Origin of the sequence: Kitasatospora sp. NBC_01300 (genome assembly GCF_041435235.1) — a bacterium.
Classification (GTDB): Bacteria; Actinomycetota; Actinomycetes; order Streptomycetales; family Streptomycetaceae; genus Kitasatospora.
Genome location: NZ_CP108409.1, coordinates 439,763 through 458,776, shown reverse-complemented (window position 1 = coordinate 458,776; position 19,014 = coordinate 439,763). Strand labels below are relative to the sequence as shown.

General features: G+C 73.1%; 20 protein-coding genes and 1 pseudogene. 14 read left to right on the top strand and 7 right to left on the bottom strand.

Annotated features, from left to right (window positions below):
* Positions 1-44 precede the first annotated feature (44 nt).
* From OG556_RS35725 to OG556_RS35700, 6 genes are all read right to left on the bottom strand, one after another.
* Complete coding sequence (locus OG556_RS35725) at positions 45-1,085, bottom strand: zinc-dependent alcohol dehydrogenase family protein (RefSeq protein ID WP_331743700.1); 1,041 nt, start codon at positions 1,083-1,085, stop codon at positions 45-47.
* A 130-nt stretch (positions 1,086-1,215) separates the two neighbouring features.
* Complete coding sequence (locus OG556_RS35720) at positions 1,216-2,751, bottom strand: MFS transporter (RefSeq protein ID WP_331743697.1); 1,536 nt, start codon at positions 2,749-2,751, stop codon at positions 1,216-1,218.
* Positions 2,748-4,043, bottom strand: coding sequence for a hypothetical protein (locus OG556_RS35715; RefSeq protein ID WP_331743694.1), 1,296 nt, complete (start codon positions 4,041-4,043; stop codon positions 2,748-2,750). The genes OG556_RS35720 and OG556_RS35715 overlap by 4 nt, the downstream gene beginning before the upstream one ends.
* The gene (locus OG556_RS35710; protein ID WP_331743691.1) at positions 4,040-4,822 is read right to left on the bottom strand and encodes a creatininase family protein; all 783 of its coding nucleotides are present in this window, start codon (positions 4,820-4,822) and stop codon (positions 4,040-4,042) included. The genes OG556_RS35715 and OG556_RS35710 overlap by 4 nt, the downstream gene beginning before the upstream one ends.
* Positions 4,819-5,748, bottom strand: coding sequence for a dihydroorotate dehydrogenase (locus OG556_RS35705; RefSeq protein ID WP_331743689.1), 930 nt, complete (start codon positions 5,746-5,748; stop codon positions 4,819-4,821). Before OG556_RS35705 ends, OG556_RS35710 begins: the two co-directional genes overlap by 4 nt.
* A 1-nt stretch (position 5,749) precedes the next feature.
* Entirely contained in the window at positions 5,750-6,265 is a 516-nt protein-coding gene (locus OG556_RS35700; protein ID WP_331743686.1) for a hypothetical protein, read from the bottom strand.
* 647 nt (positions 6,266-6,912) lie between these two features.
* On the opposite strand from OG556_RS35700, the gene OG556_RS35695 reads away from it, so the two are divergent.
* Genes OG556_RS35695 through OG556_RS35660 form a run of 8 tightly spaced genes read left to right on the top strand, consistent with a single transcriptional unit; the run spans position 6,913 to position 13,282 of the window.
* A complete protein-coding gene (locus OG556_RS35695; protein WP_244293790.1) occupies positions 6,913-7,182 on the top strand; it encodes an acyl carrier protein in 270 nt (89 codons plus the stop codon).
* On the top strand, positions 7,179-8,564 hold the full coding sequence (locus tag OG556_RS35690) for an aminotransferase class III-fold pyridoxal phosphate-dependent enzyme (RefSeq protein WP_331743680.1): 1,386 nt from the start codon (positions 7,179-7,181) through the stop codon (positions 8,562-8,564). Before OG556_RS35695 ends, OG556_RS35690 begins: the two co-directional genes overlap by 4 nt.
* Positions 8,561-9,109 carry a thioesterase family protein gene (locus tag OG556_RS35685; RefSeq protein WP_331743677.1) on the top strand — a complete coding sequence of 183 codons (549 nt, stop codon included), beginning with the start codon at positions 8,561-8,563 and terminating at the stop codon, positions 9,107-9,109. The genes OG556_RS35690 and OG556_RS35685 overlap by 4 nt, the downstream gene beginning before the upstream one ends.
* Complete coding sequence (locus OG556_RS35680) at positions 9,096-9,500, top strand: 3-hydroxyacyl-ACP dehydratase FabZ family protein (RefSeq protein WP_371523196.1); 405 nt, start codon at positions 9,096-9,098, stop codon at positions 9,498-9,500. Before OG556_RS35685 ends, OG556_RS35680 begins: the two co-directional genes overlap by 14 nt.
* A gap of 5 nt (positions 9,501-9,505) precedes the next feature.
* Positions 9,506-10,603 carry a beta-ketoacyl synthase N-terminal-like domain-containing protein gene (locus OG556_RS35675; RefSeq protein WP_331743671.1) on the top strand — a complete coding sequence of 366 codons (1,098 nt, stop codon included), beginning with the start codon at positions 9,506-9,508 and terminating at the stop codon, positions 10,601-10,603.
* A complete protein-coding gene (locus tag OG556_RS35670; protein ID WP_331743668.1) occupies positions 10,600-11,118 on the top strand; it encodes a polyketide synthase in 519 nt (172 codons plus the stop codon). The genes OG556_RS35675 and OG556_RS35670 overlap by 4 nt, the downstream gene beginning before the upstream one ends.
* The gene (locus tag OG556_RS35665) at positions 11,115-12,473 is read left to right on the top strand and encodes a class I adenylate-forming enzyme family protein (protein WP_331743665.1); all 1,359 of its coding nucleotides are present in this window, start codon (positions 11,115-11,117) and stop codon (positions 12,471-12,473) included. Before OG556_RS35670 ends, OG556_RS35665 begins: the two co-directional genes overlap by 4 nt.
* Positions 12,470-13,282 carry a TIGR03619 family F420-dependent LLM class oxidoreductase gene (locus OG556_RS35660; protein WP_331743662.1) on the top strand — a complete coding sequence of 271 codons (813 nt, stop codon included), beginning with the start codon at positions 12,470-12,472 and terminating at the stop codon, positions 13,280-13,282. The genes OG556_RS35665 and OG556_RS35660 overlap by 4 nt, the downstream gene beginning before the upstream one ends.
* Positions 13,283-13,348: 66 nt before the next feature.
* Here the strand turns inward: OG556_RS35660 and OG556_RS35655 are convergent.
* Positions 13,349-14,197 (bottom strand): annotated as a pseudogene (locus OG556_RS35655) (helix-turn-helix domain-containing protein); the annotation flags it as partial.
* A gap of 138 nt (positions 14,198-14,335) precedes the next feature.
* Between OG556_RS35655 and stsA the strand changes: the two are divergent.
* The 6 genes from stsA to OG556_RS35625 all read left to right on the top strand — a co-directional run bounded on the left by stsA (position 14,336) and on the right by OG556_RS35625 (position 18,978).
* Positions 14,336-14,470: a StsA family sactipeptide RiPP gene (stsA, locus tag OG556_RS35650; RefSeq protein WP_331743659.1), complete on the top strand. Its 135-nt coding sequence runs from the start codon at positions 14,336-14,338 to the stop codon at positions 14,468-14,470.
* Between the two features lie 91 nt (positions 14,471-14,561).
* Complete coding sequence (stsB, locus tag OG556_RS35645) at positions 14,562-16,007, top strand: StsB family radical SAM/SPASM domain sactipeptide maturase (protein WP_331743656.1); 1,446 nt, start codon at positions 14,562-14,564, stop codon at positions 16,005-16,007.
* Positions 15,995-16,288: a PqqD family protein gene (locus tag OG556_RS35640; RefSeq protein WP_331743653.1), complete on the top strand. Its 294-nt coding sequence runs from the start codon at positions 15,995-15,997 to the stop codon at positions 16,286-16,288. The genes stsB and OG556_RS35640 overlap by 13 nt, the downstream gene beginning before the upstream one ends.
* Positions 16,281-17,174 carry a S24 family peptidase gene (locus OG556_RS35635; protein WP_331743650.1) on the top strand — a complete coding sequence of 298 codons (894 nt, stop codon included), beginning with the start codon at positions 16,281-16,283 and terminating at the stop codon, positions 17,172-17,174. The genes OG556_RS35640 and OG556_RS35635 overlap by 8 nt, the downstream gene beginning before the upstream one ends.
* A complete protein-coding gene (locus OG556_RS35630) occupies positions 17,171-18,106 on the top strand; it encodes an ABC transporter ATP-binding protein (RefSeq protein ID WP_331743647.1) in 936 nt (311 codons plus the stop codon). The genes OG556_RS35635 and OG556_RS35630 overlap by 4 nt, the downstream gene beginning before the upstream one ends.
* Positions 18,103-18,978, top strand: a complete 876-nt coding sequence (locus OG556_RS35625; RefSeq protein WP_331743644.1) for an ABC transporter permease — start codon at positions 18,103-18,105, stop codon at positions 18,976-18,978. Before OG556_RS35630 ends, OG556_RS35625 begins: the two co-directional genes overlap by 4 nt.
* Positions 18,979-19,014 lie beyond the last annotated feature (36 nt).

Sequence of the window (19,014 nt, the reverse complement as noted above, 5' to 3'; positions counted from 1 at the left end):
GAGGCGGATGGCGCCACGGTCGTCGGGGCCCGGCCCGCCTTCGGCTACTCCGGGACGAGCACCGCGACTCCGGTCACGCGGCCCGCGGCGAGGTCGCCGAGGGCCGCGTCGGCGTGCCGCAGCCCGTAGCGGCGCACGTGGACCACCGGGCGGGTCCGGGTGGCCTCGGCCAGGTAGGCCCGTCCGTCGGCCCGGGTGTTGGCGGTGACGCTGCGCAGCGTGCGCTCCTGGAACAGGTGCCGCTGGTAGTTCAGTGGCGGGATGTCGCTGAGGTGGATGCCGGCCACCGCGAGCGTGCCGCCCCGGTCCAGCGCCGCGAGGGCGACCGGCACCAGTTCGCCGACCGGGGCGAACAGGACGGCGGCGTCCAGCGGCTCGGGGGGCGGGTCGTACGAGTCGCCGGCGAACTCGGCGCCGAGCTCCAGCGCCAGCCGTCGGGCCTCCGCACCCCGGGTGAACGCGGCCACCCGGGCACCGCGGGCGAGGGCGAGCTGGGCGGTCAGGTGCGCGGACGCGCCGAAGCCGTAGATGCCCAGGAGCCCGCCCGACGGCAGCTCGGCCCGCTCCAGCGCCCGGTAGCCGATGATCCCGGCGCACAGCAGCGGGGCGAGCTCCTCGGCGGGCGGCCCTTCGGGCAGGCGGTAGGCGAAACGGGCGTCCGCGACCACGTGGCGGGCGTAGCCGCCGTGCCGGTCCCAGCCGGTGTAGCGGGAATCCGGGCAGAGGTTCTCCCGCCCGGTCCGGCAGTACCCGCAGCTGCCGCAGGTCCGGGCCAGCCAGGCCACCCCGGCGCGGTCCCCGACGGCGAACTCCTCGACCGCGGGACCGGCCGCCCGCACGAGCCCGACCACCTCGTGCCCCGGCGAGCACCGCGCCATCCGGGGAGCGAGATCCCCCTCCGCCAGGTGCAGGTCCGTACGGCACACCCCGCACGCCTCCACCTCCACCAGGATCTCCTGCGGTCCGGGCGCGGACAGCGGCCGCCGCTCCCACACCAACGGCCCCGGGCGCGCCGGACCCACCGGCCCGGGCTGCGCCACGACCCAGGCCTCGGTCTCTCCCGGTGCTGCGGGTGTGGTGTCCATCGCCGCCTCGTGTGTCGCTGCCCCTGCTCTTCAGGATCATCCCGGCGGGGCCGCCGTGCACACGGGCCCTGCGCCGCCCCGCTTCTGCGCCGCCGCGCCGGACAGTCGTGGAGGACCGCCGTCCGCGCCGTCAGGTGCGTTCGTTCGGCTGTCTCCTGCTCGGTGTGCTGCTCGTCCCCGGATCCGGTGGGGCCGGGGACGTCGAGGCGTCTGCGGATGCGCCGGATGCGCAGGGTGTTGCGGACCGCGTCGACGTCCTCATCGGGGTGGCCAGGAGGATCGTGGCCAGGGTGAGGGCGGCAGCCAGCCAGGTGGTGGTGTGGAAGGCGTCGGTGAAGGCCTGGGCGGTTTCCGGGGAGGCGCCCGCGTCCAGCGGGGACGATGACGTGCCCGGGGGGAGGAGCAGCCGGTAGGCCACCGTGGTGACCGTGCCGAAGACGGCGATGCCCAGGCCGGCGCCGGCCTCGTAGGCGACGGACTCGATGCCCGCCGCCGCGCCCGCCTGGGAGGACGGCGCGGTGGTCATGATCAGGTTCGAGGCGACCATCTGGACCAGGCCGTGGCCGAACCCGATCAGGGCCAGCCCGAGCGGGACCACCGTCCCGGAGGCGGCCAGGACGTATCCGGTCGCCGCGAGCAGCAGGCCGGCGGGCACGCCGGCGCGCGGTTGTCCCAGGCGGGAGAGGAGCAGTCCGCCCACCGGCCCCGCCACCGTCGCGGCCAACGGCATCGGGATCAGGTACAGCGCGGCGGCCTCCGCCGACAGCCCCTTGGCGATCTGCAGGTACTGCACCAGTTGGAGTTCGAAGCCGACCATCACCAGCACCGGCAGCACCGAGGCCACCACTCCGGCGCGCAGTCCGGGCAGCCGGAACAGGGACAGGTCCAGCATCGGGTGCGGCATCCGCTGCTGCCGTCGCACGAACAGCACCAGCGCGGTCAGGCCCGCCGCCGCCGGCAGCACCACCTCCGGGATGCCGACGCCGTCGTGGGTGAAGGCGATGATGGCGTAGGCGCAGCCCAGGAACCCCACCATCGAGAGCAGGGGCGAGGTGGCCTCCCACGGTTGCCGTTCGGACTCGACCTCGTTGCGCAGCAGCAGTGCCACGGCGGGCACGGCCAGTGCCACGATCGGCAGGTTGACCAGGAAGATCGAGCCCCACCAGAAGTGTTGGAGCAGGAAGCCGCCGGCCACCGGCCCCAGCGCCGAGGCGCCGGCGGCGACCGCGCTCCATGCCCCGATGGCCACCGCGTGGTCGCGGCCGTCGCCGAAGGTCTGCCGGATCAGCGCCAGCGTGGCCGGGATGATCATCGACGCGCCGATCGCCAGCAGGGCCCGGGCGCCGATCAGGGCCGGCGGGCCGGGTGCCACCGCGCACAGTGCCGAGGCCGCGCTGAAGACGCCCAGTCCGGCCAGCAGCAGCCGCTTGTGCCCGATCCGGTCGCCCAACGGCCCGCTGACCAGCACCAGTCCGACCATCAGGAGCGAGTAGACGTCGACCGCCCACAGCAGTTCGGTCGGGGAGGCCTGCAGTTCGTGGGCGAGGGTCGGGACGGTGATGGTGAGGATGGTGACGTCCACGGCGGCGGGCAGGAAGCACAGCAGCACCACGGTCAGCACCAGCCAGCGCCGGGCCGTCCCGACCACGGGCAGCGTACTGCTCACCGGCCGAGGTCCAGAGCCGTCCTGGCCCGGTCGATCAGGTCGTGCAGTTCGGCGAGGCTGGGTGCGTAGAACATGCAGCTCAGTCTGCCAGTTTGAAGGTCCGTCAGCTCGGTCGGGACCACACCTCGGTCGGCGTGTCGGGGCGAGGCCACGAGCGGTCCGAGCAGGCGCAGCACCTCCGGCAGGTACAGCCCGGTCGGCAGGCCGTAGAAGTCGTAGTTGCCGACCGCGTGGGTGTCGAGGTAGCCGGGGCCGATGAGGTGCTCGCCGAACTCGTGCACGTGACTCGACCCGGTACGGCGGGCGTTGAGGTCGTGCAGGTAGACGACGCCGTCGCGGGCGATCGCGTCGATGCCGAAGCGCCCGCGGTAGCCGCGCCGTTGCATCTCCTCGGCCAGCCGGAGTCCGCCCTCGGTGAGCGGGCGGTACCACCATGCGCGGCGCAGTTCGCGCGCGGTGACGTTGCCGCGCAGGTGCGTGGCGCCCTCGAACAGCATGTCGGTCGTGTAGCAGAGGTGGGGCGGGGCGTCCGCGGGCACCATGTACTCCACGGACGGGAAGGTGATGTCGCCGTGGAGGAACTCCTCGACGACCACGGCGTCTTCGTCGTAGAACGTGCTTCCGGCCAGGCGTTCGGCGATGTCGTCGTCGCCGGGCCGGAAGATCAGCAGGCCGAGGCTCGCCTCGCCGCGGTCCGCCTTGACGATGCACGGTGTGCCGGTCGCGAGCATGTCCCGGACGGCGGCCGGTACGTCCTGCTTCCCGGCGCAGTGCGTGCCGGGCGGGATGCGGCAGGGGCCGTCGGTCATGCCGAGGTCGGTGGCCAGGTCGCGCAGGCCGGTCTTGGTGTCCAGCAGGTCGCGCAGGGTCTGCTGCGGCGGGCTCTCCGGCAGTTCGGTCACCACGTCGTACCGGCTGCGCAGGGCTTCGGTGAACCGCCACAGGTCGGCGGTGGTGGTGTGCGGGATCAGCCGGAGTCTGCGGCCCGGCCCGGCGTGGGCGGCCACGGCGGCCATCAGTTCGGGATCGGCGAGCATGTCGGCGAACAGCGAGCCGGTGCGGCCCGCCGGGCTGAGGTTCACCACACCGTCGATCTCCAGGAACTTCCGCTGCCAGTCCAGTTCTCCGATCGGCTCGTAGGTGATGAGCATCTTGTCCAGCGGCCCCCAGAACAGCGCCTGGTCCTGCTGGGCGTAGCACTCCGACAGCAGCTCGTCGACGTCGTCGGCGCGGACGGCGAAGTCGCGCAGGGTGTCGACGGCGTTGCTCACGCAGAGGGTGGGTACGGTCATCTCTTCTCCTCGTGCAGCAGTCCGTTGTTCTTCGACACCAGGTCGACCGCGGCCGAGACCACGTGCCAGAAGAGCTCCTTGCCCAGGGCGGCGGTGGAGCCCGAAGTGCTGGACAGGACGCCCTGGTTGGTCGTTCGGCTCACGTCGGCGGGGTGCAGGTAGATCCCCGGTCGGGGTGGGTCGGCGTGGTCGGGCCGTGCGGGCGAGACCAGCTCCGGGCGGAGGTAGAGCATCAGGCTGGTCTCGGTGATCCCCGCGTGCTCGGCGTGCCACCCCGGGAAGAGCGGCACCCTCCCGGCGAGCCAGTCGGTGTCGACCAGGCTCCACCAGCTCAGCGCGACGAACTCCTTGCCCGCGGCCGCCGGCCGTCGGGCGACCTCGTCGAGGGCCTCGAAGAGGAACGGCTCGTTCTCGAAGTGGCCGTTGACGACCAGCAGTCGGCGCCACGGCAGGGCGCACAGCGACTCCAGCGCGTCCTCCAGGAAGGCCAGCAGGGACCGGCCGCGCACGTAGACGGTGCCGGGGAAGGCCAGGCCGCCGCCGCTCTGCGGCAGCGACCGCGCCGCGATGGACTGCGTCGGCAGGGTCAGGGCGTTCAGCTCGTAGGCGATCTGTCGGGCGAACGCTTCGGCGAGCACGGTGTCCACGGACAGCGGCAGGTGCGGACCGTGCTGTTCGGTGGCTCCCACCGGCCACACCACGGTCCGCCCGGCGGTGGCCGCCAGGACGTCGGCGCTGCTCAGGTCGCACAGCTGCGGTCCGGCGCTGCGGGGGGTCATGGCCGCACCTGCCCGGATCGGTTCGCGCCGGTGGCGGGTTCGAGGGCCAGGCCGGTGTTCCCGGCGTCGGTGGTCCCCGCGTCGGTGTTCCCCGTTCCGGTGGTCTCGGCCACGATCCGGGCGAGCGTGGGGTACATGTCGGTGTGCAGCGCGGTGTAGACCTGGGCCACCACCGCGCCGACCGCCAGGTAGTCGTGCACGTCCCGGCCCGACTGCACGCCGCCGGAGGCCAGCACGGGGAGGGTGAACCCGGCTCGGCGCAGTTTCCACAGGGAGGCCAGCACGAGCGGCTTGATGCCCGGTCCGGAGTAGCCGAACACGCCGCCGAGTTGGAGGTCGCCGGTCTCCGGGTGCACGGCGGCGGCGGGCAGGGTGTCGCTGATGGTCACCGCGTCGGCGCCGGCCCGGGCGGCGGCGAAGGCCCGGGCGTGCAGGCCCTCCCCACTGGCCAGCTTGACCGAGAACGGCACCCGCGTCGCGGCGCGGGTGGCCGCGGTGTAGGCGTGCACCCGCTCGGGGGTGTCGTCGAGGCCGTCCTCCTCGTTGAGGCAGGAGATGCCCAGTTCCAGGGCCTGGCAGCCCGTCGCCTCCACGCGGGCCGCCAACTCGGCGAGTTCCGCCGGGCTGTCGGCGTGCAGCGACGCGATGACCGGCAGCCCGTCCCGGGTCAGGTCGCGCAGGATGCGCACCCAGTGCTCGACGGACCGTTTGGAGTAGGTGGTGCTGTTGATCATGCCGGTGGGCAGCCTGACGAGGCGCTCGTCCAGGCCGATCGGCGGGTTGGGGTGGATGGTCTTGGTGACCACCGCGCCCGCGCCGGCGTCCAGCAGCCTGCGGATGTTGCGCTCCTGGTCGGTGAGCAGGCCGGAGCCGACCACGACCGGATTGGCCAGGTGCATTCCCAGCAGGTGGGTCAGGGCCGCCATGTCAGGCCGCCGCCCTGGTCCGGCCCAGGGCCGCGAGCACGCCGTCGACCAGCAGTGCCGGGTCCTTGGCGATCTCCTTGGCGGACAGGAACGTTGCGGCAGCGACCTGGGCGAGTCCCTTGAGCAGGTGGCTGGCCGACTCGGAGAAGGGCTGGTCGGTGATGCCCACGATGGGGCGGCCCAGCGCGCTGGCCCAGCCCAGTTCGATGTGCGTGCCGTCCGTGCGCAGCAGGGTGCCGTCGAGCACCGGCAGGACCGGCACGAACACATCGCATTCGAGCATCCATGCGTAGTCGCGCACGGACACCTCTTCGGGGGTGAACGAAGCGGTGTCGGCGCCGAATCGTTCGGCCACGTGTGCGGACAGCACGGTGGCGCCGGCCTGCCGCGACTGGTCGATGGTCAGTCTCAGGAAGTCGTGGATCGGCGCCGCCATCCCGCCGGGCACCAAGGCGTGCTGGATCGGGCCGCCGACGAACACGGTGACGCCGCGCAGGGCGTCGGGGGTGACTTTCATGGCGTTTCGAAGCTCCTTCGAAGGAGTCTGCCGACGGCCGCGCGAGGAGGCGGACTTCGGTCGGCAGGAAGCAGAAATGGTCAGCGCCATCGGATGGTGCGCTTGCAGTGAACGGGGAGCGAGCCGGGGGTGTGAGGCCTGACGCTGCCGCCGGGGAGCCCGATGGGGTGCGCCGTTCCCACGCTCTGCGTCCATCCAGACAAATGGACGAGCTCAGGCTAGTTCGGGATGATTCACCAGGACAAGAAGCATATGCGCCAGTCGGAGATGCGTCTCAAATCGCACAAAAGGTGCATAGCTGCCGCCTGGTTGTCGATCCCGGCCCGCTCGGGAAGCGCGTTGCGGGCCGATTTTCGCGGGTGTACGGACCACGTGCCCGGAAATGGCCGAATCGCCGTCGAACTAACGTGCAAAAGAATTGTCGAATCCGGTGTTCGAAGGTGCGCGGCGGGTAAATCGTTGACCATTGACAGGCGATAAGGCCTCGGCTAGCTTCGATAAAGCGTGAATGGCCGGCGCCGCCTTGTATTTCGATCGGCGTCGGCCCGCTTTCGGCCCGACCGTTTCCGCGATCTCACTCGCCTTTCCGCACGCCGGACGCCCGGTCGCCGCCTGTTCGAATGAACCCACCCAGAGGGGAAGTTCTGGTGAATCCTTTGCAGACCATCAAGCGAATTCTGCACTCCGAGGTGCTGGTGGAGGTGCCGATCGACCGGATGCGACTCGACGACAGGCTGCGCGAGAATTACGGCATGGACTCGCTCGGTTTCGTGGAACTGCGCGTGCAGTGTGAAGAGGCGTTCGACATCAGCATCCCCGACGAGGCCATCGCGGCGGGGGAGTTGTCCACCCTCGGCGATGTGCTGGCACTGGTCGAGCGGCTGTCGGGGGCCGACCGCCCCCCGGCCACCGCGTGAGCACGGCCCCGGTCACCGCTGACGACCACGCCGGGGACCCGACCGGTGTGCTGTTGCGCGGCACGGACCTGCACCTCAACCACTACGGGGCCACCCGGCTCCCGTTCGCCTGTGTGGGCGGCAGCGGCCTGCACCTCGACGTGGTCGACCTGAGCCCGGAACACCGGGGCAGGCGGCTGCGGTTGCTGGACGCCAGCGGCGGCTACGCCAGCGCCACCCTGGGCGGCGACCACCCCGTCGTACGGGCGGCGCTCGCGCGCAGCACCGGAGTCGGCAACGTCACCGACGAACTGGGCTCGCTGGAACGGGCGGAGCTCCTCGACCGGCTCTTCGGCCCCGGCGGGCTGTGGACCGACCACTTCCCCGCGGGGCGGTACCACGTCAGCGGACGCAACTCCGGCTCGGAGGGCAACGAGTTGGCCCTGCGGCTGGTGCTGGAGTCCCGCTTCGACGGCCGGCGGCTGTCCCACCGCCCGGGCAAGGAGCAGCGCGACACTGTCCTGGCCTTCCACGGCGCCTGGCACGGCTGGACCAGCGGGCTGGTGCAGCTGCTCAACCGCAGGTACTACCGGGCCGGGCTGCCCGGCGCGGACACCACCGGCCCGTACGGCGTCCGGGTCCACCACATCCCGTTCGGCGACCTCGACGCCCTGACGGAGTACTTCGCCGAGTCCGCCGACCGGCTGCTGGCCGTCGTGGTCGAACCGATCCAGGGCGACGCGGGCATCCTCGCGCCTCCGCCCGGATACCTGCGCGAACTCGCGCGACGGTGCACGGCCGACGGCGTGCTGCTGGTGGCCGACGAGGTGCTGACGTTCGCCAAGACCGGCGGCTGGTTCGCCATGCGCGACGCGGACGGACCGGTGCCCACCGACATCACCGTCATCGGCAAGTTTCTGGGCATGGGCACGGTGTCCACCTCGATGGTGATCGCCCGCAAGGAGCTGGCCGTCCGCTCCTCCGGGGCCGTGACCACCTCCGACCTGCGGCCGCCGAACTGCGCGGTGATCCGCGACGGCATCGAGTACATCGAGACCGAAGGGCTGCTGCGACGCTCGGCCGACGTCGGCGTGGACCTGGCCAAGCGTCTCGACGACGCCCTGGTGGGCCGCCACCCGGACGTGTTCACCGAGGTCCGCGGGAGCGGGGTCATGCTCGGCGTGGAGCTGACCGCCGCGGCGGCGGACCGGATCGGCGCGCTGCGCCGGGAGTTGATCGAAGCGGGCGTGTACGCGGAGTTCATGGCGGGCGCGGGCAGACGCTCCGGCGGCCGGCGCTACGTCCACCCCACCCTGCGGATCGTGCTGCCGCTGATCACCACCGGGACGCAGGCCGACGAGATCGTGGACCGGGTGGCGGCAGGCGCCCGGGCCCTGTGGTGAGCGCGGAGTTCCGCACCCGGGTCGAGCACGTCGACACCGACGCGACCGGGATCGTGCACTTCTCCCGCTACACCTCGCTGATGGAGACCGCGGGCACCGAACACCTCGAAGCGCACGGCGCGGGCCTGACCGCTTTCAGCGCGGCCGACGTCGACCTGGTGGTCGCCGACCTGCGGGTGACCTACCTCAACAGCGCCGTGTACCGCGACGTGATCATCGGGGACACCCGGGTCGACCACGTCGGCGCGGCCTGGTTCGCCCTCGCGGTACGTCTGCTGCGGGAGGAGCAGGACGGCACCCGCACCCCGCTGGTGGCCGGCGACCTCGTCTTCGCCGCCGTCGCCCCCGACACCCGGCGCGTGGTGCCCCTACCGGCACCGCTGCGACAGGCCTTGAGAGGAATCGTCCCGGATGCGACACCCGAACGAAACGGCACCCCCGCCCGTCATGGTCCGCGAGGCGCGTCCGCTGGGCACCTCGGCCATCGCGGCCCTGGTGCGCGGACGCCACCCCCGCCTGTTCATCGACCGGGTGCTGGACCATGAGCCCGGCGTGTTCCTGCGCAGCATGTTCGCCGTCTCGGCGGAGATGGGCGCGCTGTCCGGGCACCTGCCCGAGCGCGGCCTGACCCCGGGACTGATCCTGCCCGGCAGCCACACCATGCAGGCCTTCGCCCAGTCCGGCGTCCTGCTCTACCAGTTGAGCAGCGATCCGCTCGCCGACGACGAGGTCACCCTGGTCGGCACGGTCAAGTCCCGGTTCCTGGCTCCGGTCGTGCCCGGTGACCAGGTCGTGCTCGACGTTCGCGCGGACCGGTTGTCCGGCCCCACCTTCGCCTTCTCCGCCGTGGTGACGGTGGAGGGCCGCTCGGTCGCCGGGTTCCGCGGTGCGATGAGCCGGACGAAGGTCGATCCCGCGGCGGCCCGGCCGTGGTGACCCCGGTGATCACCGGGCTCGCCTGGGACACCCCGCTGGGCCGGGACCAGGAGACGGTGTGGGAACGGCTGTGCGCGGGCGACTCGGCGCTGGCGCCCGTCCACTCGCCGCACTCCTTGCGCAACACCGCCGCCGCCGTCGTGGCGTCGCCGCCGTACGCGACCCGGGCGGGCGAGCGCCAGCGCGCGCTCGCCGGGCGGACGCTGTCCGCCGCGTTCGCGGACGCCGGCCTGTCCACCACCGACCCCGAGGTCGGCCTCGTCCTGGGCACCAGCTTCGGCGCCTGCCTGGACGAGGCGGAGCCGACGCTGCACGCCTGGGCCGACGACGCGGCGGCGGGCATCGGACACCCGGGCACCCCGGTCTGCGTCATGACCGCCTGTTCCGCGGGGTCGGACGCGATCGCCGTCGCGCACGCCCTGGTGCGCTCCGGCGAGCGGCGGGTCTGCGTGGCGGGCGGGGTGGACGTGGTCACCGAGGCCAAGCGGCTCGGGCACTCCGCGCTGGGCACGATGAGCCCCACCGGACTGCGGGCCTTCGACCGGGAGCGCGACGGGATGCTGCTCGGCGAGGGCGCGGCCTTCGTGGTGGTCGAACACCCCGACTCCGCCCGGGAGCGCGGCGCCCGGGTGCACGCCCGGCTGCGCGGGGCCGGCGCGGCCAACGACGCCGCCGGGCTCACCGCACCGGACCCGTCCGGGCGCGCCGTGCTGCGCGCCGTCGAACGCTGCCTGGCCTCCGCGGGCCTGGCACCCGCGGACGTCGCGGTGGTCAACGCCCACGGGACCGGCACACCGCTCAACGACGAGGTCGAGGCGCGCAGCCTGCTCGAACTGTTCGGAGCCGACGGCCCGGTGGTGTTCGCCACCAAAGGGGCGTTCGGCCACAGCCTGGGCGCGACCGGGGCCGTCGAGGCCGTGGCGACGGTTCTGGCCCTGCGCCACCGTCAGGCCCCACCGGTCCTCGGGCTGCGCGATCCGGTGGCCCCGCTGCGGCTGGCCGCGGGATCGGCGCGAGCCGTCGGCCCCGGTGCCGGACTGAGCCTGACGCTGGGGTTCGGCGGGTTCAACACGTGCCTGCTGTTCGAAGGGGTGAGGACGTGACACACGTGCCGAGGGGCACCCGGGTGCTGGGTTCGGCGACGGTGGTCGCCGACGACCCGGAGGAGTACGCGGTGAACAAACCGTCCTTCTACGCCGACCCGGCGGCCTGGCTGGTCGCCGAGACCGTGGACCGGGCACTCGCGGACTGCGCCGAACCCGTGCTCGACGACGCCGCCGACACCGGGATCCTGGTCATGAGCGCGACCGGGAGCGAACGGACGATGCGCCGCATCGCCGACTCGGTGCCGAGGTCCCGGGTGTCGCCGCTGCGCTTCGCCGGAGCGAACCCGGGCGTGCTGGCCGGGCTGCCCGCCCTGCGCCACGGGCTGCGCGGGCCGTCCCTGCTGCTGGCGGCGCACCCCGACCGGGCCACCCCCGTCGCGTTCACGGTGCTCGGCGGCTGGCTCGCGGACGGCCACGCCCGGCACGTGCTCCTGGCCGGCCTGCAACCCGCCGCAGGAGGAGGGCAGTTGTGCCGCTGCCTGGTCCTGACCAGCGCCCGGGACGAGCGGTGAACGGCCTCACCCGGTCCGAGGTGGCCGACTTCCTGACCCGGGTCGAGACGATCCCGGCCAGTACGGGCGGCGGCGCCCCGGCCGGGGTGGACGACGTGCTGGCGGACCTGGCCGGGCTGGGCCTGGCACCGGGCGACGCGGTCGTGCTCTGCCTCGCCAACGGAGTCGAACTGCTGCGCGTGCTGCTCTCGTCGCTGCTGCTGGGCCTGGTGCCGCTGGCCGTGCCGCCGAGCACGCCGTGGCAGCGGGTGCGCGCGCTCGCCGGGCACGTCGGGGCCGGCGTCGTGGTGACCACCCGGCTGGCCGGCGCGGGGCCGCAGCTGCCGGTGGGCGGCGCGCTCGCCGTGCCGACCGGGCACCCCGCCACCCCGTACCGGCCGGGCGAGATCCTGCTGTCCACCTCCGGCACCTCCGGGATGTTCAGCGCGTGCGTGCACCGGGTGGCCTCGCTCCTGCACAACGCCCGCCTGCACGCCGGGGCCACCGGCATCACCTCGGCCGACACCCTGCTGGTGAACCTGCCGCTGTACTACTCCTACGCCCTCGTGGCGCAGGCGCTCGCCGCGTACGTGACCAAGGCGCGACTGGTGCTCGACGGGCCGCCGTTCTCGCCGGCCCGGTACCGCGAGGCGGTCGCCGCGCGGGGGGTCACCCACTCGGCGGTGACCCCGACGATCGCCCGCCAACTGCTGGCCGACCCCGCGCTCGTGCCACGCGGCCTGCGGGCCCTGGCGGTCGGCGGGGACCGGCTCGCACCGGCGGAGGTGGCCCGCCTGCTGGCCGCGCGGCCCTCCGCGGAGCTGTACCTGACCTACGGGCTCACCGAGGCCGGACCACGCGTGTCGACCCTGGCCGCGCACGCCGAGCCCGCGCACCGGTACGGTTCGGTCGGCCGCCCGCTGCCGGGAGTGCGCGCGTCGCTGCGCGGGGTGCAGGGCGACGTGGGCGAACTGCTGGTCGAATCCGGCACCGTCCTGCTGCGACGGGTGGGGCAGCACAGCAGCCGAGTCCTGCTCGGGCCGCGGACCATCGCCACCGGGGACGCCTTCTCGATCGACGACGGCTATCTGACCTTCCACGGACGCCTGTCGGACTTCGTGGTCCTGCGCGGCGAGAAGGTCTCGCTGAACACCGTCCGGCAGGCCGCGCACGCCATCCCGGGGGTCGTGCACTGCGTGCCCGAGGTGGTGACCGAGGACGGCACGCAGGTCCTCCACGTCCACCTGTCCGTCACCGGCACCCTCCCCGGCGGCGAGAAGGCACTGCGCCACCTCCTCAACTCCCAGCTGCTGCCCGCCGAACGCCCGCGTGCGGTGTTCGTCTCCACCGCCGACCCGGAGGCCTTCCGCAAATGACCCTCCGCCTCGGCTGGACCGTCCCGACGGCCCTGTCACCCGCCGGACTCCGCGCGTTCGCGGCGACCGCGGAGAGCCTCGGGTACGACCACCTGTCCGTCCCCGAGCACCTGGTGTCCGGCGTCCCCGCCTACGAGAGCCTGACGCTGGTGGCGTTCCTGGCGGCCGTCACCACCCGGATCGAGCTGGCCACCGCGATGACGATCCTGCCGCACCGCCCGGTGGTGCTCGCCGCCAAGCAGGCTGCGCAACTGGCCCACCTCAGCGGCGACCGGCTGCGGCTGGGCGTCGCCATCGGATCAGACCCCGCCGAGTCCGCCGCCCTCGGCGTCGCCCCGGGCACCCGTGCGGCACTGTTCGAGGAACAGGTCCACGCGCTGCGCCTGCTGTGGACGCGGCCGGACGCGGACTTCGCCGGCGAGCACGTCGCGTTCTCCGGCGTCACCCTCACCCCCCGGCCGCGTCCCGTACCCCTGTGGATGGGCGGCGGCACCCTGCGCACCGGAGGAAGACCGGGCTCACTGCGCCGGATCGCCACCCTCGCCGACGGCTTCACCATGTCCGGCCTGCTCGCCAACCGGGTCAACCGCGGCGCCGCGCTCGTCGCCGAACTGCGGACGGCGGTGACCGACGCCGGCCGCGACTGGAGCGCCTTCGGCATCGAGGCCCGCCTGCGCCCCGACCCCGGCCGGCCGGACACCTGGCGCTCCCTCGCCGACGCCTGGCGGTCCGCCGGCGCCACCCACCTCACCGTCACCACCGACGACCTCTCCCTGCTGGCCCCCCTGCACGCGGCGCTGACCGGGTAGCGCGCCGGCTCGCGGACCTGCCGAGTCGTCGCCGCCGTCGACCGGCTCGCTCTCCAGGCGGGCGAGGGTGGCTGCCGCGGCGGGGGTGGTCGGGGTGTAGACGACGATGAACTCGTGGGCGTCGTCGGCCATCTGGAAGGCGTCCCAGGACAGCTCGACCGTTCCGGCGCGGGTGCGCAGGCGCGTGATGTCGTGGGTGAGTTCCATGATCGAGTGCCGGTCCCACAGGTCCGCGAACTCGGGGCTCTCCTGGCGGAGCCGGGCGATCTGCCGGGCGAACTCCGGGTCGTGCGGGCGCGCGGCGGCCTCGGTGCGCAGGTAGGCGACCGTCTCGCGGGCCTTGGTCGGCCAGTCCACGTAGATGTCGCGCGCCCTGGGGTCGGTGAAGACGAGCCGGCCGAGCGTGCGCCGGGCTTCGGGGACGTCGGCGAAGTCGAGGAAGGCGTGGGCGGCGAGGTGGTTCCAGGCGAGGATGGCGCCGCAGTGGCCGACCAGGTAGGCGGGGGTGCAGCGCATCGAGTCGAGGAAGAGCTGGACGCTGGGGCGCACCGGGCCCCGGCGACCGGCCGCCTGCCGGGGCGGCGTGGCCGGGCGGGCGAGCGTGCGCAGGTAGCGGTGCTCGTTGGCGGTCAGGCGCAGCGCGACGGCGACCGCGTCGATGACGGCGTCCGAGACCCGGGAGGCCTGGCCGCGCTCCAGGCGGACGTACTGGTCGACGCTGACGTTCGCCAGCGCGGCGACCTCCTCCCGGCGCAGGCCCTCGACCCGGCGGACGCCTCGCCAGGGGGGTACGCCGACGTCCTGGGGGCGCAGTCGCGTGCGACGGGAGACGAGGAACTCGCGTATCGCGGCCTTGGTGTCCACGCATGCATCGTGCGCGATCCCCGTGCCGTCGCACAGACACCAACCGGCCATGTTCCTTCACGCCTCCTGCACACGGCAACGGCCGGACCCAGGGCAAGTCTTGCCCTCCCCAGGCGCACTGACTGAGCGTCATGCTCATTCCACCCGCACCGCCAGGGCGGGTCCCGTCAACGGAAGGGATCACGAACCATGACTGAGAGCGCCTGGGTCAAGCCGGAGATGAGGTCCGACGAGTTCGAGGCCGGCATGAGCTGTTCCTGCAGCTGCGGCGCCTTCTCCGGCGCCGGCAGCGGCCACGGGATCGAGGACCCCGCGGGCGAGTGACGGCCCTGCCGAGATCGGCACCGCTCATCACGTAGCCGGTCGGTGCCCGGCCTCCGGGCCGGGCACCCACCCCTGACGGCCGAGGTGGAGAATGAAACTGCTCGAACTCTGGGACGACCTGGTGGTTCCCGACGACCTGGTCTACTTCACGAACGGCGGGGACCGTCTGGTCACCAATCCGGAGCTGGCGGCCTGGTGCCTGATGACCGCCCCGGAAACCGACGTGATCCGCGCGCTCGCCGCCCCGGGCCGCCCGAGGGGCGCGCTGCCCGCGGACGCGGGCACCGCCGAACGCGCGCTGGCGAAGGCGGTCCTGAACTGGCTGGTCTACCTGCCCGGCCGGCGCCCCGTGGTCCGGGCCCCGGAGCCACGGCTGTCGATGGTCTACTACGCGATCACGGACGGCTGCAACCTGCGCTGCCCCTACTGCTACGCCTCCTCGGAGAAGGCCCTGCCCGGCGAGCTCAACACCGCCGAGTCGCTCGACCTCGTCGACCAGGCCGCCGACCTGGGGGCCCGGGTCATCGTCTTCACCGGCGGTGAACCCATGCTCCGCAAGGACCTGTTCACCGTCGCCGGGCACGCCCGGGAACGCGGGCTCGCCGCCAACATCATCACCAACGGCACCACCATCCGTCGGCTCGACACCGCGCAGCGGATGGCCGAGGTCTTCAACCAGGTCACGGTCAGCCTGGACGGCGGCACCGTCGAGACGCACGAACGGACCCGCGGCAAGGGCACCTTCGCCCGGACGGCCCAGGGCCTGCGCCTGCTGAACCAGGCGGGCGTCACCCCGGTCATCAACCACGTGGTGACCCCCGAGAACGTCGACGTCCTCGACCGGCTGGCCGAGTTCGTCGCCGACCTCGACATCTCCCGGGTCCGGATGATGAACCACACCGACCTGGGCCGCGGCGCGACCGACGGCTTCGACTACGGCTGGGCGGACTACCAGAAGGTACTGGACTTCTGCTGGACCCACCCGCTGGCCGGCAAGCTCCTGCCGGAGGGCCCGAAAGCGAGCAAACCCTGCTCGGTGAAGGGCAATTGCGGCATGGGCGGCAACGAGGTCTACGTCAACTCGCTCGGCACGGTCTACCCCTGCAAGCTGGTCACCGAACAGGTCCACATCGCCGGCAACGTCCGCCGCCAGCCGCTGGCGGAGATCTTCGCCGCCCCGGTCCTCGCCGACCTGCGGACCAACAACGTCTTCACCGGGGAGAACCTCCAGGACTGCCGCCACTGCTACATCCGCGGTGCCTGCGGCGGCGGCTGCCGGGCCTACCACCTGGCCGAGACCGGCGACGTGCACCGCAACGGCCGCCACCTCTGCCGCATCCTGCGCCAGTCGATGATCGCCAGTCTGTGGAGCGTGAACGGCGTCCCGGGAGCCCGGCTCAAGGCCGGACGGGACGAGCTGTTCCGCCCGCTGCTCGTCCGGGACGACTCCCTCCACCCGGTGTACGAGGACTGGAAGGCCCCGGAACGCCGCCTGCTGCCGCTCGCCGACCGAGAGGACCGCCGATGCACTACCTGATCGACTCCGAGGTGGTCTGGACCCCGTCCCTGGACGAGGTGCGGATCTACTCCGCCCGCAGCGGGGAGTTCCGCACCCTCAACCACACCGCCGCCGAGATCTGGCTGGAACTGGCCGAGAACCGCTCCGTCCCGGACGTGGTCGCCGAACTCGCCCGGCGCCACGGCGCCGAGAGCCCCGCGCAGCGGGCACTGATCGCCAAGGACGTCCAGGAGTTCGTGGCACGGCTGCTGGCACAGGACCTGCTGGTGGCGGCGGACCAGGGTGACGCCCGTGTCTGAGGAACCGTCGCAGATCCGACTGCTGCGCAGCGCCCTCGCCGCCGTGGGGCGGGCGAGGCTGAGGACCACCGGGCGGAGCATGCTGCCCACGATCGAGCCCGGGACCGTGATCACGGTCCTGGCCCGGCCCTTCGACGACGTGGAACCGGGGGACGTGGCGGTCGTCCTGCTCGACCGCAAGGTGATCGTGCACCGCGTGGTCGACCGGGCGGGCAGCCGGCTGCTCACCCGGCTGCTCACTCGGGGGGACAACCTCCCGCTGGTCGACCCGGTGGTCGGCCCCGGGGAGTACCTCGGGGTCGTACCCGCGTACCGCCGAGAGGTCACGCTCCCCGGCCTGGACCTGGCACGGCTCGCCGCCCACCCCGACCGGGGGGCGGGCCGGACCCGGATCTGGCTCCCCGGCCCGGCCCCGGCCTACGCGTGGTGGCACCCGGCGATGCGCCGCGGCGACACGCCCGGCCTGTCGAGGGGCGAGGCCCGACCGGTGATCAGCGTCTCCCCGTACGGCGCGCTCCCGGCGACCGCCCTCGACGAACTGCTCGCCGCCGCCGGTCGGCGCGACGTCGACATCCTGATCGGCCGGGCCGCCGGTCTCGCCCCGGACGGCCCGACGACCGGGCCCTCGGACGATCGGGCGACGCGGTCCTCGGACGGCTGCGGCGGACGGCCGCCGCTGCGGCCCGGGACGGCGGACTTCCACGTCGGCCACGGCACCCTGCTGGACCCGCCGCGACTGGCCGACACCGTCGAGTTCGTCCGCGCACGCGTCGAAGCCGTCCGGGGCGCTCTCCCCGTTCGGGGTGCTGTCCCCGCCCGGGGCGTTCTTCCCGTCCGGCCGGACCAGGCCCCGGGCCGGCCGGACCTCGCGGGGTGGCTCGGATGACGACCCCGCTGCACGTGGAGAACCTGGTCAAGCGCTACACCGGCATGACCCGCAACGCCGTCGACGGCATCTCCTTCGACCTCGGCGACGGCGCCGTCGTCGGACTGCTCGGGCCGAACGGCGCGGGGAAGACCACGCTCACCAAGCTGATCTGCGGCGTCACCGCGCCCACCACGGGCCGGGTCACCGTGTTCGGCGAGGAGCCGACGGCCGGCAGCGAGGTGAAGCACCAGCTCGGCGTCGTCCACCAGTCGGCGCCCTTCGACATGATGCTCTCCCTCCTGGACAACCTGCGCATCGCCGCCGCCTTCAAGGGCCTGCGCTGGCACGAAGTCCGCCCGACGGTCGACGAGTTGTTGGACACGCTCGGCCTCGGCTCGGCCACCGGCCAGCTGGTGTTCACCCTCTCCGGCGGCGAGCGGCGCCGCCTCCAGATCGTCCGGGCGCTGCTCGGCCGCCCCCGGCTGCTGCTGCTCGACGAGCCCTCCGCCGGCATGGACGTGAGCGGCCGCCGGAGGATGTGGGAGCTGCTGCGGGACCTGCGCCACCGGTACGGCACCACCATGCTGTGGACCAGCCACTACGTCGAGGAACTGGAACGCAACTGCGGCCGGGTGCTGATCGTCAACCGGGGCCGGCTGCTCCAGGACGGCACCCCGCGCGAACTCGCCGAACGCTTCGGCCCGCAGGTCGCACGCGTCCGGCCGGCCGACCCGGCGCAGCCCGAGCCGTTCGCCGACCTGGCCCGCTCGGCCGGGTTGCAGGCCGTCGTCACGGACGGACTGGTGCAGCTGTCCGGGCGCGACGTGCGCACCCGGCTGCCAGCCCTTCTCACCCGCCTGCGCTCCGACGGCCCGGACGCGGCGTCCGTGGAGTACCTCCCGCCGTCGCTGGAAGACGCGTTCATCGACCTCGTGGAGAGCCAACCGTGACCACTGCGACCGCCGACTCCGCCGGCACTGCTGACTCCGCCGACTCCTCCGCCCCCGCCGACACCGCCGGTACCGCGCCCGCCCCGCCCACCGCCCCGCGCGGGCGGTGGCGGCAGGACGCCGTCGCCACCCTGTACCGCGAGTACTGCCTGCTCACCCGCAACCGGACCAACCTCCTGCTGGCGATCACCCCGAGCGCGGTCTACCTGCTGCTGTTCGCCACCTCGCTCTCCCACCTGGTGGGCGACGTCCGGTACCACGGACGCGCCGTCGGCTACGCCGAGTTCACCGTGCCCGCGCTGATGCTCTCCTCCATGCTGGCGGCGGCCACCGCGGCGGGCACCTCGCTGTTCCAGGAGCGGCTCGGCCAGATGGAGCTCGAACTCTGGTCGTACCCGCTACGGCGCAGCAGCTACGTCCTGGGCAAGCTGGCGGCCGGCGCGGGGCTCGTCCTGGCGCAGACCCTGGTGGCACTCGCCATCGCGCTCGCCGTGTTCGACTTCCGCTGGCCGGCGGGGCACTGGGCCGCCCTGATCGCCTCGACGGTGCTGGCCTCCTTCGCCTGCAACGGCCTCTACCTGCTGCTGGCCACGCTGTTCACCGACTTCCAGCGCTTCACGGTGACGGTCAACGTCCTGGCCCCGGTCCTGCTGTTCGCCGCCCCGTCCTTCTACCCGGTGGAGCAGATGGCCCCGGTGCTGCGCCTGCTGTCCTGGGCGGATCCGGTCACCTACGTGGTCCGCTGCCTACGGGACTCCGCCCTGCTGGGCTTCGACGCGGCCTGGCCGCAGATGCTGCTCCTGGCCGGCATCGCCGCCGTCACCAGCGCGCTGACCGCCCGCTCCCTGTTGACGCGCGCCGCGAAGCTGTGACGGACCGTCCGGCGCCCCGTTGCCGGACGGGGCGTA